Source organism: Sporosarcina sp. SG10008 (genome assembly GCF_044569405.1).
Taxonomy (GTDB): Bacteria; Bacillota; Bacilli; order Bacillales_A; family Planococcaceae; genus Sporosarcina; species Sporosarcina psychrophila.
Window position 1 is genome coordinate 4,282,900 of sequence record NZ_CP172607.1, and the last position, 16,776, is coordinate 4,299,675.

Genomic DNA, 16,776 nt, shown 5'->3' on the forward strand with positions numbered 1-16,776 from the left:
TTCCGAATTGTATTAGTATCGGGTACCTTTTTGAAATTAATTCCATTTTCATAATTTCTCGCTTTTAAGACAAGCTATATAAAAGGAGAAAGGTGATTAAATGGATATTAATTATGGATTAGGTAGTTCGCAGTATGAATAAACCCTTCACACCACAGCTTGTCTATTTTGAGCCTAATGCACTTGAATATCCGCTTGGAAAAGAATTAAAGGAAAAGTTCGAGAAAATGGGGATTGAAACGCGCTTTACGACCTCACATAATCAGATTCGGGACTTGCCGGGTGATACGGACGCTCAAAAATACCGTATCGCGAAATCTACCTTGGTCGTAGGCATTCGGAAAACGTTAAAATTTGAGACGTCGAAACCATCAGCCGAATATGCAATCCCGCTTGCGACAGGGTGTATGGGGCATTGTCATTATTGTTATTTGCAAACGACGATGGGCAGCAAACCCTATATTCGAACTTACGTTAACGTGGAGGAGATTTTAGAAGCGGCTGATCGCTACATCGAAGAACGTGCGCCTGAAATTACCCGATTCGAAGCTGCGTGTACATCCGATATTGTAGGAATTGATCATTTGACACATTCATTAAAAAGAGCAATTGAACATATTGGTCAAACAGAATTAGGTAGGCTGCGTTTTGTGACGAAATTCCATTTTGTAGACCATCTATTGGATGCTAAGCATAATGGCAATACGCGATTCAGATTTAGCGTAAACGCTGATTATGTTATCAAGAACTTCGAGCCCGGCACTTCTCCTCTGGATAAAAGAATCGAGGCTGCAGGGAAAGTCGCGAGAGCTGGTTACCCACTAGGCTTTATAGTTGCTCCCATTTACCTTCATGAGGGCTGGGAGGAAGGCTACCGCTACTTGTTTGAGCGACTTGACGAGGAATTGCCGCAAGATGCAAGAGAGGATATTACTTTTGAATTCATTCAACACCGATTTACGAAGTCTGCGAAAAAAGTAATTGAAAAGAACTACCCGAAGACAAAATTGGAGTTAGATGAAGATAAAAGGCGCTACAAGTGGGGCAAGTATGGAATCGGTAAGTATATTTACCAAAAGGACGAAGAGGATGAAATCAAATCATATTTATACGGCTACATGGAAAAGTACTTTCCGAATGCGAAGTTGGAGTATTTTACTTGAGCCACCAAATAGTATAAGGGCCCAGGTAAACCGGGGCTTTACGGGGATTTGTATGAAATATGGATGATATAGATTGAGTGCAACAAGAAAACAGCCACCTGATTCAGGTGGCTGTTCCATGTTATTGAACTATTCCTATAAAGTCTTCGAGTGCATCCTGCCAAATGGTTACACCTTGGCTCATTGCGGAACCGCCGCCTAGAGCCGCAGCCACCCCAATTGCCTCCATCATTTCTTCCTCAGTGCCACCCGCATCCAGGCAACCCTTTGTATGATAGAGGATGCAATATTCGTTATTTGCGTGCACGCTAATGGCGAGAGCGATTAGCTGTTTGTCTTTCTGATTCAATTTGCCGTCTTCGAAACACGACTCAGTGAATGCATGAAACGCCCTAGCCACCTCCGGCAATTTTTCTGAGAAACTGCCCATTCCAACTTTGTATTCCTGTAATACGGCTTCTGAATAAGTGATTTCATCCATTTAGTACCCTCCTATTCGAAGGTAGTATTAGCGAGACGGAGGAAGGCATGCATGCATTGTTTTTAAGATAAATAAATTCCTTGCTTTTAAATTGATATAGCCTCTGCCGTGCATACTTTTAGAATATTTCACAATACTAAGTGCGCTGTAACTTATTTTATTTGTAGGAAGGGAAGAGGTATAAATGGCTAAGCGTTCTGATACAAGTTGGAAGAAGGATAATCCAAACACATTTTTAAGCAACTCTGTTCAAAAAGCGGATCGTGCAGTGAAGCAAGCCATGACGCACCCAGAAGAGATTGCAGTTGAGCATGCTTTCAATTCGATATCACGCGCTGACAAGGCACGCTTACATGCAGAACAGCAGGATGAGCCAGCAAATTCAGTCCAGCAAAACAAAGAACAGCTAGATTTGATAAAGGGGCAATTAAACGAAGCCAATGGGATTGTGAAAGATCATTAAAATGAGGCAATCACCCCCACAGGTTCCGTAAAGCTTTTGGGGGAGAAACAGTCCTCGTTTTACGTACCTAGTTTAGTGTTTCCCTTCAAATAGGATGAAAAACAGCATGGGATAAATTACGAAAGAAACACTACAGTGACTTGCTGTAGTGTTTCTTTCGTATGAACGGAAATACCTGGCGAATAATTAGGAGTAAGTAGGGGGAGATGGGGTAATTCAGATAATAGAGTAGCTACCGAAACGCTCCATTGTTTCGGAAACAGCTAACCTTTGAAAAACGCAAAGGAGGAATAGACTAAAATGGATAAAATGCAACAGCCGATACCAACACACCCGCCCACACTCGGGCAGTATCTTTTCGACAGTCTAAAAGCGGAGGGTATTACCGAGGTTTTTGGCGTTCCAGGCGATTATAATTTTAGCCTTCTGGATACGTTGGAGCAATATGATGGAATTCGTTTCATAAATGCACGCAACGAGCTGGGGGCGGGATATGCAACTGATGGCTACGGACGACTTCGTGGCTTGTCAGCGTTCATTACAACTTTTGGTGTTGGCGAGATGAGTGCCTGCAATCCTATCGCGGGTGCGAACAGTGAATATGTGCCACTCATACATATCGTCGGAGCTCCCAAATCAATGGATCAGCAGGCGCATAAATTAGCGCACCATTCCCTACTGGACGGCGATTTTGACGTATTCCGGCAAGTGTCTACGCATCTGTGCGCCTATACAGCAATCGTGACGCCGGAAAATGCCGAACAGGAGATTTCAGCAGCAATCCGCATAGCTAAACAAAAACGCAAGCCGGTCTATTTGATGGTAGCTATGGATTTGGTCACGAAGCCCATCGTACAGCGAGGTGTTCCGGAAGTCACTAAAGTCACGACATACAAACCAGCGCTTGAGGCTGCGATTCAGCATATAACGAGATTGTTGAACGGTACGAACAATGTAGTTCTTTTATCGGATATGCTGTCGCTCCGTTATGGACTTAGAGATTCCGTTCACCAGCTGGCGTCGGATTTAAACGTACCGGCTGCTTCGCTTATGATGGGCAAGAGTAGCTTCGACGAACGGCATCCGAATTATATCGGCGTGTATGGCGGAGCATTAGGAAGTGAACAGGTCAGAACAATCGTTGAAAGCGCGGACTGTGTGATTGCGATTGGCATGATTTGGAACGACACGAATTCCGCGAAGGAAACGGCAATGCTTCATCAGCTTCGCCTCATCGACATTCAGCCTGAGTTTGTACGGGTCGGGGAATCCATGTACGAGCAGGTGATGGCGGCAGATCTCGTCGCTGCCTTAAACACGTGCGGGTGGACCCAAAGCGGGGCTTTACCTCAAGTTTCCTTCCCTTATGATGAACTATCTGGTGAGCCGGAGAAGCCAATTCGAGCAGCATCTTATTATCCACGCTTCCAGCGGATGTTGAAGGACAAAGACATTGTTGTGGTTGAGACTGGAACCTTTGGGTATGGGATGTCACAAGTGCGACTGCCGGCAGGAGCCGAATATATTAGCCAGCAAGGTTGGCAGAGCATCGGTTATGCAACACCAGCTGCATTCGGGGCATGCATCGCGGAACCGGACAGACGTGTGCTGCTGTTTACTGGGGAAGGTTCGCTGCAGGTGACGGTTCAAGAAATCAGTACGATGCTGGATAATGGCTGCCGACCCATTCTGTTCATCCTCAATAACAGCGGCTACACAATTGAAAAATACTTAAATATCAAGACGTCTAACCAGCAGTACAACGAGATTCCAAACTGGCATTATACGCAGCTAGCTGAAGCCTTTGGCGGAAAGGCATTCACGGTTGAAGTGCGCACAAACCAAGAGTTGGATGAGGCGATTTCCGCAGCGGAGCAAGCACAGACGAGCCAGCTGTGCATGATTGAAATGATTGTCACTGACTCGATGGATGCACCGGATTATTTAATCCGGCTTCGCAAGCACTTAGAAGAACAGGAACGTCTGAAAGAGTAGCTGTATGCTGATATTTCAAATAAGGAATTGCATTGAGCGCACTTCTCGGAGTGCGCTTTTATGTTTATTAGACTACAAGAACGTTACCCGCAACACGCAACACAACAATGCATAAACCTAAGTGAAAACATGGGGAAATAAGTAATCCCAATTATTTTTCCAATCGATTTACAACTACCGGCAGAAAAACCCCTCAACTGGCACGTCATAATCCATGAAAGCCTCGCTGAATAAGGCCTTGCCGATGAGTTCGCGCAAGACGCCTGAATAATAGCCGGGCAGATTCCGGACTTTTTTCTGTTTGGTTGTTTGAACCGCAATACGAAGGGCATGCATGGCTAATTGCTCGAACAGTTCTCCTTTGTCTTCGTGAATGCTGAACTTTAGCATTTGCAGGGACTGTTTCCGGTAGACGCCGTAAAAATTACGCGCTAATTTACTTTCCCCGATTGTTGAAGAAAGAAGAGATTTCATCTTGCCGAAAAGTGTAGTAGGCACAATTTCCGTAGGAGACGTTCTTTTAAGGTCTTTAGGTTTTATCGCTTTAGAAAGAAAAGCTTCGGTTTGTAGATTAGCGGGTTCAAACTTACTGCTAAAAGGCTTTTCGTCATTCTCTGGGGTGTTCAATTTCGACTGGTCATTAGTAGGTTTAATGACATAAATGTTAGCGCCTAGACCGCTCATAACAGGGCGGATATAGTGAATGCGTTCGATGATTTCGAGCTTTTCTAATTTACGGATGGCGCGTCGTACAGTTGCGTTGGATTTCTTGATAGCCTTTTCGATTGTTTCGTGTTTCAAGTGTGCAGCGCCATATTTAACAGAGTAGCGACGAATCATATCAAGAACAGCCCGCTCTGTTTGATTCATGTCGTTCCAGTTCGTGAGTACATGTTGCCTAGTCGCCGCGTCTAAATCGTGTTTGTTTGTGAAGTGTGCGTATTCCGTTAGGTAAGTTGTCATAAAGAATATCCCCTTTATTCTTTATATAGAAGGGAATTGAGGTTTAGGGGACAATGTTGTGAAAAAAGTTTTTGTGATTTTATCAGAAGAGCGCAAGCAAATTTAAACTTGTTTGCCTGGACTCATCTATTCAGTCAAAATAGTGAGATCTGGATGTAAATCGTTTTTTACTAAATTGGATTAAAGTCTGCCATGATTGTTGAGCGTTCTACAATCGTAGTGATGTTCATTTGAAAAATATATTCTGAATAGAAAAAAGGACTGAATGGCACATTGGCCATTCAGTCCTTTTATAAGCTCAGCGCTTAGTGGTTTTGCTATTAACCATCTGTGCCGGCATCAGTATCCGTACCTTCGTCAGTATCTACGTCCACATCCGCATCCGTATCTGCATCGGTATCTGTGCCCTCGTCAGTGTCTACATCCACATCCGCATCTGTACCATCGTCAGTATCTACATCCACATTTGTATCTGTACCGTCATTTGGATCGACATCTTCTACAGGGTTATTAACATCCACGTCGACGTCGTCTTCACCGTCGCCGCACGCTGCAAGCATCCCGACAGACAGGATTGTTGCTGCACCAAGTTTCAACCATTTCTTTTCTCCTGTGAGTTTCAAAGCCATTATAATCTCCTCCAAAATTTTGTCTAGTTTTATAAGTGAAGCATGTCCTTGTTATACCCCGATTTTAATCTCTTAATCATGTGGAAGACGTCGCCGTATCATTCGAAGTTGATTGTGGTTCTACCATCATCAAAAACATTGCTATAATAAGGGAGTGTCAAATGCTGAATCAAAGCATTGACGCTCTTTTTAAGTTTATAATGTGAGTTTTACATTCGACATGACAGATTATACTAGTTGGGGAGTTGAAATAGAGATGAATAAGAAGGACATTGCAGCGATTCGCAAGCAATTTAAGTTGGATACGGATTTACTGAAAATCACTGACATTTACAAAGTGTATATTAAGCAGGAGAGCAGTGATTTCTATCATGAGGAAAGCCAACCATTTGCCCTATTGGACAGAGAGCAACAAGAGTTGTTTCTGACTAACTTTAAAAAAGTGTTAGGTGGAAAACTGGGTTTAAAATTATTTGAGGTGAAGTTTCAAGAGCAAGCGGAGGAGCAAACGGACCATACGCAACGGCTTTTATATGAGGGTCTCCATACGAATGAAGTAGAAGAGTGGAAAACGAATATGGAAAGCATCGCCCGAAAGATGGTGCAAGACGCTCAATATGAAAAGGACGTCGTAGTGACTTTTATTCGCGGTAATTATTATAAACCGACGAAAAGGAATCATGATGAAGAGGAAGTCGCAAAGCAGGATGAAATGTACAAGAACCCATTCATTCTTTGCAGCATGAATCAGACTGAACTGCCGAAACGGTCACTTATATTTGATTTCAATGAGAAGGAATTTAAGTCGCGTGACATGCTTGATCCGATTATCAATTTAACTTCTCCAATTGGTGGATTTGTGTTCCCTTGCTTTACTGACAATGCAGCAGACGTCAATCACATCTTGTATGCTGCTGGCAAAGCGAATAAGCCAGATTACCACTTCATTGAGAATGTGCTGGACGGCGAAGAGATTATGACTGCAGAGGATGATAAAGCCGTCTTTGAAGAAATCGTAAAAGAAGTGGCTGGTAATGAGATGAATACAAAAACCCTTGCCAGTGTATATGATGAATTAAACAGTATGTTGCTTGTGGAAAACGAGGAAGAAGATGAAAGCCTTTCTACTTTGGATACTAAAGAAGTGGAGCGTGTGCTGAAGGCAAGTGGAGTGAAAGATGTGAGCGCAGAAAAAGTGGAAAGAGCATTTCAGAAAGTAATCGAAGACAAAACATATGAAATGAAGGCAAGCCACATCCTTCCAAGTTACGCATCCAAGTCCATCAAGATTGAAACGAAAGTAGCAAATATTGCTATCAGCCCGCAAGACTTGAGGTATGTGAGGCAGGTCACTGTTAATGGAAAACGTTGCATATTGATTGAGGTGGAAGAAGACACGATAATTGAAGGGTTTACGCTACTTGAAGAAGAATTGTTGGAGTAGACAAGACAATAACCTCATTTTGATGCGCTATGGTAGCCTTATCATTAGTAGGTGAGGTCTCTTATTTGAGAAAAATACTAGTACTATCAAATTTCAGGTACCCCTCATTCAAAGGAGTTGTCAATTATGCATATCCGTTGTACGAAAAAACTTTTAGTTGAACTCAAAGTCGAACCTGAATCAGTTACCGAGGACAATCCACTTTTCTCTTGGCATGCAAATTTAATCACGGTTAATCGTAGGAAAGCGGTTGTGTTAGTGAATGATCCTAATCGTTATGCCGTTGTGTTGTACGGACTGAAAGCAAAAGACTTTAAAAGGTTCAACGAGATTGCCTTGCAAGGAATCCGCGAAACATTTCAGGCAGAAGGGATATCGGACAAGGTGATTGACCAGTATTTACTTCATACTGGTGAAGTTTGCATTACAAAGACAAAGAATCGGACTTCTGTGGCAAGGATGAATAAGGCTTGTGATAATGTATACTTTTTTGATGAGTTATGGGATGTAGATTCTATTTTCCAGCCGGACATGGGTATCAAGATTAGTCGCATGTTAGTCGGAGACGGAAAGAACAGTTATTTTCTACCGCATGAAGAGATATATAAGGATCTCAACCTTTTTGCTGGCCAATCAACTTTTGAAGCGAAAGCCGCAGTCCTGAAAGTTACACTTAGGTTCGAAAATCGTCAAGTATGGCGGCGACTTGTGGTCCCTGTAAATAAAACATTTAACCAATTACACCAAATTATACAGACGGCCTTTGGATGGCAAGATTACCATCTTCATGACTTTTTTGTTTATGGTAAGGCGGACAATACGGGGAATCACATCACTGAAGGGCATAATGAAAAAATCCAAAAACCAATCATCAATCTTGTTTGCACCGAAGAGGCTTTTGATTATCCAGGGCAAGTAAACATGAAGCTTGAAAAAGACGTGAAGCTATCGGAATATATTCCTGCATACGAGAAGCTGACATACAATTATGATTTTGGTGATGACTGGAACCATGATATCGAAGTAGAAAGCATTATAGAGAACTATGAGTCCAACTATTCTGTTTGCTTGGAAGGTGAAGGGAATACACCACCAGAAGATGTAGGTGGTGAGTATGGTTATGAAGAATTTCTCAAGATTCTTGCTGATCCCGACCACCCTGAGTATGAGCATATGGTTAATTGGGGACGGATGCAGCGTTATCAGGAATTTGCTATTGACTCTATAAATAGAGGGTTGAAGGGACTTTAATCGACTAAGGCAGAAGTCTCCTTCCTCAACGCAAAGCGTAGGTGGGAGATGAATGCTTGCCGAATTTATGGCAATGTTGCTTTATAAATTAGAAGTCTGAATGATTTTATCCACTCGATTTACTATCCTATCGCCAATAAAACCCCTCCACTGGCACATGATACTCCTGGAAAACATCACTAAACAAAACCTTTTCAATAAGTTCATGAAGCACAAGGTACGCTTTTTCTTTATTATTTTAGCTTCGCGATTCCGTGTCATTGAACGAGTTTTGATGGAGAATTGCGAGTAATTACCCGCTTAGTTCCGTCTTGATTGCGTAATAAATTAAATTTAACATATTGAAACTCCTCAGACTTCAAGTTCGAATGAAAAGATTCAATCACCGCATTGTCCCAACAGTTTCCTCTACGCGGCATACTGCTGACAAGGTCGCGCATATGACGTGTAAATACTTCCTTGATCTGAATCCACAATCACACCTTCAGCTAATTTGTTGTATAGAAAAAGCACCTACAATGAATGTGTTTTCTTCAGCTGTATAAATCCACCCTTTGATCGATGCGCTATTTTGTAGTTCACTAATATTCATTATTAATTAGGATAGCAGATAATAAATAAAATAATAATGGAGGAAGAACAAAAATATTTATTCAAGTAAAAACGATTAAAGTAACAGAGGGCAATGCTGAGTAAATGGGTGATCGTTTTGCAGGTCATCGTGCCAACAGAGTCAAACCAGCACCTTCTTATATTATCGATATCCGTCAAGAGCTTTATCATATGCGCAGTCAAAAAAAGTATTTTGATGCGTCAGTAACTTAAAAAGTAGAACATAACGCCCGATTTATAGAAGTTATTAAATAGGGCGTTTCTGCTTATGCTTTTGTTCTTAGAGTGCCCTGCACCTATCAAAATGGTAATCATCATTTTTTACTGTGACCTGTTTTGGATCAATAGGTCCTTTGACAGTTGAGACATTTTCAATATTCATGTAATATGTACTCATAAATGATAATGATAATCATTATCATTTATGAGTATGATGTGTAGCTATTAGTCTATTGTTATCCTGTAAATTCTTAATTTTCTTTTTAATTAACAGGAAGGTATATCATATGTCAGCAACAAATTTGTTTCCATTTACTTCTTATATGAGTCTTTCTAATTAGGAAGACTAATTTTTTTGGCGGTAAATGATAATAGTTATCATTCACTAGTGAAAGGCTCTATGAAAGGATGGTAAATTACATGCAACAGGTTGCTAAACAGATTGCAGAAAATGCAACGTTTCAGGCGTTTATGAATTGTTATATACGAGAAGTGAGTAGCGGACACTGGGTCAAAAAGGAGGAGTGGATAAAAGAACAGCGACTATCTATCCTGATTACAGAGGCACATATGTTAGAGCTTGAGTTGCCGATGCAAAACACCCGTTTTGCATTTGGTGTGGAATACAAATCTCTTGTTGGAAGACATACATTTGGTGTCGCGTTGAAGTATTGTACGAAACAAAAACAATGGCTTCTTGAAGATAAATTAACGATACTCATCACGCTCATTCAAGAACTACATTTAATGGCTAAGGCAGATGGATGTTCTGAACTTTCTTCCTGTTTTGATGAACTCATTCTTCGCATAATTGAGAGCTATCAAACGATGGCAAATTATATTGAAAAGAGTTTGGAAGATAAGAAACCAAATGGAGCTAACGATACGTTTATTGAAGCTGAGCAGTCTCTCTTATTTGGACATTGGCTTCATCCGACACCTAAAAGTAGACAAGGGATGGCAAATTGGCAACAAACGAGTTTTGCTCCAGAGCTACAAGGTTCTTTCCAGCTTCACTATTTTCGTGTCGACCGTAAAATTGTGAAAGAGTCCTCTGTATTAGAAAGAAGTGCGAGTGAACTCATTTCTCAGTCTTTAACAAAATCACAACCTGATTTTGTTAAGTCAGAGAAGGATTGCCTCATTCCGATGCACCCGCTTCAAGCACAGTGGCTCTTACAGCAACAGTATGTAAAAAAAGCAATTGCCGAAGGATTGATAAAATACGAAGGTGCGCTTGGAGCATTTTATACAGCAACCTCTTCGATAAGAACGGTATATAGCTCAAATGAGGAAATGATGTATAAGTTTTCAATTCCAGTCAAAATAACGAATTCATTGAGGGTAAATCGAACTCATGAACTAAAAGCGGGAATTGTTATGGCTCGGTTAATGAATAAGATTGATTTCTTACAGAACCATTCATCTTTTCAGATGATTGATGACCCAGCCTATATGACTGTAGAGTTTCCAAATCAGACGGAATCAGGGTTTGAAGTTATTTTTCGCTCAAACATATTTCCTAAAGGACATGATGAAGGAATCTGCATGATCGCTGCTCTAGTTCAAGAGCCTCTGCCAAAAGAAAAATCGAGACTGTGTCAGCTCATCATGAAACTCGCTCAATCAGAATTCCGCTCATTAGAAAGTGTAAGTTTAGATTGGTTTAAAGCCTATTGGAAATGTGCTATTGAATCATTATTAAGGTTATACGATGAGTATGGGATAGCTCTCGAAGCACATCAGCAAAATAGTGTATTAGACATTTCTTCAGGTTATCCAACTACTTATTATTATCGTGATAACCAAGGATATTACTTATCAAAAACGTATAAAGAAGAACTTCTTTCAATAGAGCCTTCTCTACATGAAACAGAAGAGCTATTTTACGAAGATGCCCTTATTCATGATAGATTTTCCTATTATTTGTTTATGAATCAATTATTTCCCGTTATTTCCCGATTTGGAGCAGATCAGCTAGTCGATGAAAAAGTTCTTTTGAAGTGGTCTATCGATCAACTGCACTTATTAGAAAAAGAATTTACAGGTCACGGGAAGGCATTTGTTCGTAACATTCTAAAACAAGAAAATCTTGCGTTCAAAGCAAATTTATTAACAAGGTTTCATGATGTAGATGAACTAGAAGCCGAGCTTGAACAAGCGGTATACACGAAAATTCCAAATCCGTTTGTGCTTCAGTATGAGGAGGCAGAATATGCAGCAGCTACAGCCTTTAGCTTCTAAACAAGGAGAGCTACGTGTAAGACGGCAGCTTGTGGAAGCAATGATTTTTGAAGGATTAATCAAATATGAAGAAACTCGTCTAGATAAATGGACTTCAATCCTTACTCTTGTTGGACAGAAGTACACCTATCGTTGTGAAGGCCGAAGAATGGCATTTGATCGCATCCGAATAAAGGGAGACAGCATTTTTCAAGTAGGAAGAGATGAAACGTTACTAGAGGCGACGCTTGAGGATCTAGTAGATGAATTACTTTCGACTCTTAGTGACAAAGTTCGATTACTGAAAGAACTTTATTTAACGAGTAAGCTTTGTGAATGGAATGATCGTCATCTACAAATGCCAATGTCGAGAAGAAATTCGAGTTATGAAGAATTAGAATCAGAAATCATTGAAGGACATCCATATCACCCTTGTTATAAATCAAGAACCGGTTTTACAATCGACGACCATAAAGACTACGGCCCTGAGGCAAAGCAATCATTTACCCTCCAATGGGTTGCAGTGAGAAGAAGCTACGTACGAATCACTGTTCTTGAAGAGGAAGAGAGTTTTTGGAAAAGAGAGCTAGGGCATTTGATGTGGGAAGGCCTTCTTGCAAAGCTTGCGGTATTCAATGGAACATATGAAGAATATACGTTTTTACCGGTTCATCCTTGGCAGTGGCATAACCTGAAACATGAACTAGCTGAATTAATTGAGCAAAAAGATCTAATTCCTCTAGAAGTGAAAGGAGATTACTATCGGGCATCCCAATCGGTGCGAACATTATGGAATTTTTCAAATCCTGAAAAGGCGCAATTAAAATGCTCGATGAATATGGTGAATACCTCTTCATTACGAAATTTGCATTCTCATGCTGTTTGTGCCGCTCCTCATATTTCAACATGGCTTAAACAGGTGATTCAATTAGACTCCTATTTACAAAAGGAAGCGTCTCTTATTGTACTGGAAGAATATGCAGGGATTATTTTTGAACCGAATGCAAAAGAGCATAGCAAAAAATTAGAAGGTCAGCTTGGCTCGATATGGCGAGAAAGTGTGCGCTCGTATATGAAGGATGATGAAGAAGCGGTACCATTTACGGTGCTAATGATGATGGAGAAAGATGGGCGTCCGTTTATAGATGATTGGCTTTTCCGATATGGAACGGAGAAGTGGGTAAAACGCTTGATCGAAGTGAGTGTTATTCCTGTGTGGCACTTGCTTGTCGCTCACGGTATTGCTGTTGAGGCCCATGCGCAAAATATGATTTTATTACATCAAAATGGCTGGCCGACTCGGGTTGTACTGAGGGATTTCCATGACAGTATCGAATATACTGAAGAATTTATTGCGGACAGAAGCCTCATTCCAGACTTTGAAACGATACACGAACGTTTTAAAGATGCACCTGTCGATCATTATTATTGGATGTCTTCTGTAGAGGCTTTACGAGAGTTAGTGATGGATACATTATTCGTGTTTCATTTAAGTGAACTATCTAATTTGCTAGAAGAGCAGTATGGATTTGCAGAAACATGTTTTTGGAATCAAGTTAGGGACGGAATACAAAAGCACTTTGAACGGTTTCCATCATTATGCTCAAGAAATGAACAGCTTCAGCATACTAACATACATATTTATGTTGAATCTTTGTTAACAAAAAAACTTCGAAATCAAGAAGAAGGTAACTTTCGACATATCGTCAGCAATACATTGGCGCAAGCGAATAAGAAGGGGAAATGATGATGTTTTATGTCAATGATCAATTTTATACAGTAGAAGATATCGAGAAGCAATATGAAATATATGAAAGCTTATCTCATCTAAGAGAGTGTAATAATCGCAGACTAGCAATTTGTACGGATGATACTTTCCAATATATAGCTCTTTGTTTATATATTCGCCAAAAAGGTGGATCAGTCGTCCCAATCCATTCAGCGACGCCAAAAGAGGGAGCTGTGCGGCTTGCTTCTTCAGCAGGTAGTCATCTTTTGTTGTTCCAATCGATCGATTCTTTCATCGAACTATCAAATCATTCCAATAACCAAGAAGGAGTATTAATTCAAATGAGTTCAGGTACAACAGGAGCTCCGAAATGTATTGAACGAACGTGGAGTTCAGTGGAAGAAGAGATTGAAAGCTATGTGAAGACATTACCTGTCGATTCCTTGACAAATTCTGTTGTCGCTTGTCCAGTTACTCATTCTTATGGATTCATTTGTGGTGTCTTAGCCTGCATAAGAAGGGGAGCAAAGCCGGTTATTATTACGAATAGTAATCCTAAATATATTCTGAAAAAGCTAAAAGAATATCCTAAGCACATACTCTATGCGGCTCCAGCGTTACTTTATACATTAAGTCGATTATTGCCTATTGATCAACAATTTGATCGTGTGATGACGTCAGGAACTGTGATGCCGCATAGTTGGTTGACATTATTAAGAGAGAAATCTCGCCAAGTATTACAGCAGTATGGATGCTCTGAATCCGGGTGTGTTGCGATTCACCCTAATATGGAGGATCCGAAAGAAATGGGCTATCCCCTTCCTCATGTGAAGGTGACAGCTGGTGACAAACAAACACCGAGCGAAATTATCATTGAATTGTCTTCACAAACGATTTATACAAAAGATCTTGGCTATATAGAAGATAATGTTCTTTCTTTTCTTGCAAGAATGGATGACACGATTAATGTAGCAGGCTTGAATGTGTATCCGCTAGAAGTTGAAACCGTGTTAATGGATGACCCAAGAATAGTCGAAGCGGTCGTCTATAAGAAACAAAACAACCTATCGGGAGAGCGAGTATGCGCACAATACGTATCTACTGAACCAATCGATAATATGGAACTTAGAGAATGGTGTCGGAAATTTCTCGCTCCACATCAAATTCCGATGGAGTTTGTATTTGTTCATGAAATTGAAAAACTGCCAAATGGAAAGGTAAGTAGAAAAAAACTTGGAGGCATACCAGTATGACGAGACAACAATTAATCAAGGGCATCTATGACATTATGGAGAATTCATTAGAGTTGCAGACACTGTCTTCTTTTAGTGAAGATGCTCGGTTAAATGAGGATTTGTATATGGATTCAATTATGGTCCTTCAACTGATTCTTCATTTAGAGTTGGATCTTGGCATTGCCATTCCCGATGAGATTCTCGTTCCTAAAGATTTCAAAACAGTAGGAACACTAGCAAGCTTTCTAGAAAAACAGCAAAAAGTACAATAATCGGAGGGGAAAAATGATAAAAGTACATTGTTTTGTAAGCTGTGTTTGTGAAGTTATTAAGAAAACGAAAGGCGTTGATCATAGGCCCTACTATTTTGGGGTATGGGATGCAGATTTTGATGTGCTCGATAATGGAGTGCTAACATATCACTCAGATCGAATTGATCATCATTTCTTTCAAACATGGTATGAAATGCTCTATGGAATCAAGCTTTACAAATGGTATGACGAAGAACAATCAAAACAAGAAAATATAAACAAGCTGCTAAGGTTATTAGAAAATAAATCTCCACATCAACATGTGATGGTGATGCTGGATTTATCGATGCTTCCAGAGCGAGAGAATAAATTTCATCAACGTCCATTTCCACATTATGTGATGCTAGAATCGACAGAAAATGAAGCAGAGTGGTTTATGTATGATCCTGATTTTCGCTGGGAAGGGATTTTGCCGAAGGAGAGGATTATAGGTGCAATCCAAGAGCCAACTGTCGGTGGTGGCTATTACTTTGATTCAGAGACAATTATTGCTCCAACTACAGAGGCGGTTGAAGCCTATTTTAATACATGTATAAAGCTTCATTGTAATCCGGTGACAGACGCAATTACCGAGATTATTAAAGAGTATACCGTAGGAAAAGAAAAAGAAAGTATGTCAAAACTTCCAACTGCATTAAAACAATTGCCGGTTTTAGCGATTAGAAAGTATGCATATGAACATGCATTCGCCTATTTTTGGGAAGCTCTTGGACGCGATGAGGAAGGCTTTGAAACTTGGTGTGATGAAATTGAGCGTCTAGTGAATGGTTATACAACGATTCACTATCGAGCGATGAAACTTGCGATGACGCAAGATTTGTTATTAGCTGAAGATATTTTCGCGAAGTTAGAAGAACAAAATCTCCTTGAGTTCAAGATTAAGCAAGGATTACAAGATTGTTTTCAAGCATGGTTGACATTACAGCACAGGAAAGAGGTTGCACTATGAAACTATCTATCTGTACGATCTCGTTTCGGCACCATCTCCACTCGATTGATCAATTAGCTCACTTTGCAAAAACTCAAGGTTTTCAAGGAATCGAGCTCTGGGGTGTTCATGCAAAGAACTTGGCAGATGAACTTCATTATGGAGCAGATTGGCTAAGCTCCTACGGTTTGGAAACAAGCATGCTTAGTGATTATTTGCCATTAGAAGCACCAATTTCTGAGATGATGGCTGAAACAGAAAAGTTATCTTCACTTGCAAAGCGCTGGGGAACGAATAAGATTCGTACATTTGTAGGAAAACAGGGCAGTTTAGACACGAGTAAGAAAGAAAGGAAAGAACTGATTTCCAGGCTCAGAATGCTCTGTGATTATCTTGAGTCAAAAGGACAAGATTTGCTTGTTGAAACTCATCCGAACACATTGACAGATAATCTACCTTCAACGATGCAGTTACTCGAAGAAACGAATCACTCAAGCCTACGAGTGAACTTTGACGTTTTGCATATATGGGAATCAGGGATAAACCCTATTGTCGCCATGAAGCAACTTCGTCCTTATATCTCACATTTCCACTTTAAAAATATTGCCTCACGTGCACAACTTGGTGTTTTTTCTCCAAACAATGTTTATGCTGCATCAGGGTCTAGAGAAGGGATGGTCCCATTGTTTGAAGGTGCAATTGATTATGATGAATTCCTAGCAGGAGTACTATCACTGAAGGAGGTAGATGCGTCATTGGAATGGTTCGGATCAAATGTGAAGAGCGTATTAGCAAAAGATGTTCAGGAGGTTAAGAAGGCGTTGCAGTTGGTGCAAGTATAACGTAAGTTTGTTTAAAACATATATGAGAATCGCTTGATTCAATCTAAATTTAGTTTTTGGTACCTATGTAAGAAATATTCATGAATGTTTGCTAAAAAGATCCCTTTTGTTGAGATTAACAAAAGGGTTTAGGAGTCTAACGAGATAATAGATGGATGGTCTTTTGCGTAATATGGAAGTTTATCTAACAAACTCTGTGTAGACAGTTACATATAAAGCAACGTTGTCCGATTTTGTGGCAGGGTTGCTTTATAAATTAGAAGAATGAATGATTCTATCCACTCGATT

At 40.3% G+C, this 16,776-nt stretch carries 14 protein-coding genes and 1 pseudogene; 11 read left to right on the forward strand and 4 right to left on the reverse strand.

The window, feature by feature from the left end; all coding sequences use genetic code 11:
* The first annotated feature begins 134 nt into the window (after window positions 1-134).
* Window positions 135-1,163: a spore photoproduct lyase gene (splB, locus tag ACGLYD_RS20135; RefSeq protein WP_399630203.1), complete on the forward strand. Its 1,029-nt coding sequence runs from the start codon at window positions 135-137 to the stop codon at window positions 1,161-1,163.
* A 121-nt stretch (window positions 1,164-1,284) separates the two neighbouring features.
* On the opposite strand, the gene ACGLYD_RS20140 is transcribed toward splB, so the two are convergent.
* Complete coding sequence (locus ACGLYD_RS20140) at window positions 1,285-1,644, reverse strand: carboxymuconolactone decarboxylase family protein (RefSeq protein ID WP_338654159.1); 360 nt, start codon at window positions 1,642-1,644, stop codon at window positions 1,285-1,287.
* A 184-nt stretch (window positions 1,645-1,828) separates the two neighbouring features.
* Between ACGLYD_RS20140 and ACGLYD_RS20145 the strand changes: the two genes are divergently transcribed.
* On the forward strand, window positions 1,829-2,107 hold the full coding sequence (locus tag ACGLYD_RS20145; RefSeq protein ID WP_187046395.1) for a hypothetical protein: 279 nt from the start codon (window positions 1,829-1,831) through the stop codon (window positions 2,105-2,107).
* A gap of 300 nt (window positions 2,108-2,407) precedes the next feature.
* Window positions 2,408-4,102 (forward strand): alpha-keto acid decarboxylase family protein, encoded by a 1,695-nt coding sequence (locus ACGLYD_RS20150; RefSeq protein WP_399630207.1) that lies wholly within the window; start codon window positions 2,408-2,410, stop codon window positions 4,100-4,102.
* 174 nt (window positions 4,103-4,276) lie between these two features.
* Here ACGLYD_RS20150 and ACGLYD_RS20155 read toward each other — a convergent pair whose 3' ends face one another.
* Complete coding sequence (locus ACGLYD_RS20155; protein ID WP_399630210.1) at window positions 4,277-5,065, reverse strand: helix-turn-helix domain-containing protein; 789 nt, start codon at window positions 5,063-5,065, stop codon at window positions 4,277-4,279.
* Window positions 5,066-5,385: 320 nt separating this feature from the next.
* Window positions 5,386-5,694, reverse strand: a complete 309-nt coding sequence (locus ACGLYD_RS20160; RefSeq protein ID WP_067204488.1) for a hypothetical protein — start codon at window positions 5,692-5,694, stop codon at window positions 5,386-5,388.
* Between the two features lie 256 nt (window positions 5,695-5,950).
* On the opposite strand from ACGLYD_RS20160, the gene ACGLYD_RS20165 reads away from it, so the two are divergent.
* Window positions 5,951-7,138 carry a DUF4317 domain-containing protein gene (locus tag ACGLYD_RS20165; RefSeq protein WP_399630213.1) on the forward strand — a complete coding sequence of 396 codons (1,188 nt, stop codon included), beginning with the start codon at window positions 5,951-5,953 and terminating at the stop codon, window positions 7,136-7,138.
* 126 nt (window positions 7,139-7,264) lie between these two features.
* Window positions 7,265-8,389 carry a plasmid pRiA4b ORF-3 family protein gene (locus ACGLYD_RS20170; protein ID WP_399630216.1) on the forward strand — a complete coding sequence of 375 codons (1,125 nt, stop codon included), beginning with the start codon at window positions 7,265-7,267 and terminating at the stop codon, window positions 8,387-8,389.
* A 341-nt stretch (window positions 8,390-8,730) separates the two neighbouring features.
* Here ACGLYD_RS20170 and ACGLYD_RS20175 read toward each other — a convergent pair.
* Window positions 8,731-8,884, reverse strand: a pseudogene (locus ACGLYD_RS20175) (IS3 family transposase); the annotation flags it as partial.
* A 756-nt stretch (window positions 8,885-9,640) separates the two neighbouring features.
* Between ACGLYD_RS20175 and ACGLYD_RS20180 the strand changes: the two are divergent.
* Genes ACGLYD_RS20180 through ACGLYD_RS20205 form a run of 6 tightly spaced genes read left to right on the forward strand, consistent with a single transcriptional unit; the run spans window position 9,641 to window position 16,488 of the window.
* Complete coding sequence (locus ACGLYD_RS20180; protein ID WP_399630219.1) at window positions 9,641-11,464, forward strand: IucA/IucC family protein; 1,824 nt, start codon at window positions 9,641-9,643, stop codon at window positions 11,462-11,464.
* On the forward strand, window positions 11,436-13,190 hold the full coding sequence (locus tag ACGLYD_RS20185) for an IucA/IucC family protein (protein WP_399630222.1): 1,755 nt from the start codon (window positions 11,436-11,438) through the stop codon (window positions 13,188-13,190). The genes ACGLYD_RS20180 and ACGLYD_RS20185 overlap by 29 nt, the downstream gene beginning before the upstream one ends.
* Window positions 13,187-14,425, forward strand: coding sequence for an AMP-binding protein (locus tag ACGLYD_RS20190; protein ID WP_399630224.1), 1,239 nt, complete (start codon window positions 13,187-13,189; stop codon window positions 14,423-14,425). Before ACGLYD_RS20185 ends, ACGLYD_RS20190 begins: the two co-directional genes overlap by 4 nt.
* Window positions 14,422-14,679 carry a petrobactin biosynthesis protein AsbD gene (gene asbD / locus ACGLYD_RS20195; protein ID WP_354313370.1) on the forward strand — a complete coding sequence of 86 codons (258 nt, stop codon included), beginning with the start codon at window positions 14,422-14,424 and terminating at the stop codon, window positions 14,677-14,679. The genes ACGLYD_RS20190 and asbD overlap by 4 nt, the downstream gene beginning before the upstream one ends.
* A 13-nt stretch (window positions 14,680-14,692) precedes the next feature.
* Window positions 14,693-15,667, forward strand: a complete 975-nt coding sequence (locus ACGLYD_RS20200) for a DUF6005 family protein (protein ID WP_354313368.1) — start codon at window positions 14,693-14,695, stop codon at window positions 15,665-15,667.
* Window positions 15,664-16,488 (forward strand): sugar phosphate isomerase/epimerase family protein, encoded by an 825-nt coding sequence (locus ACGLYD_RS20205; protein WP_399630226.1) that lies wholly within the window; start codon window positions 15,664-15,666, stop codon window positions 16,486-16,488. Before ACGLYD_RS20200 ends, ACGLYD_RS20205 begins: the two co-directional genes overlap by 4 nt.
* Window positions 16,489-16,776 lie beyond the last annotated feature (288 nt).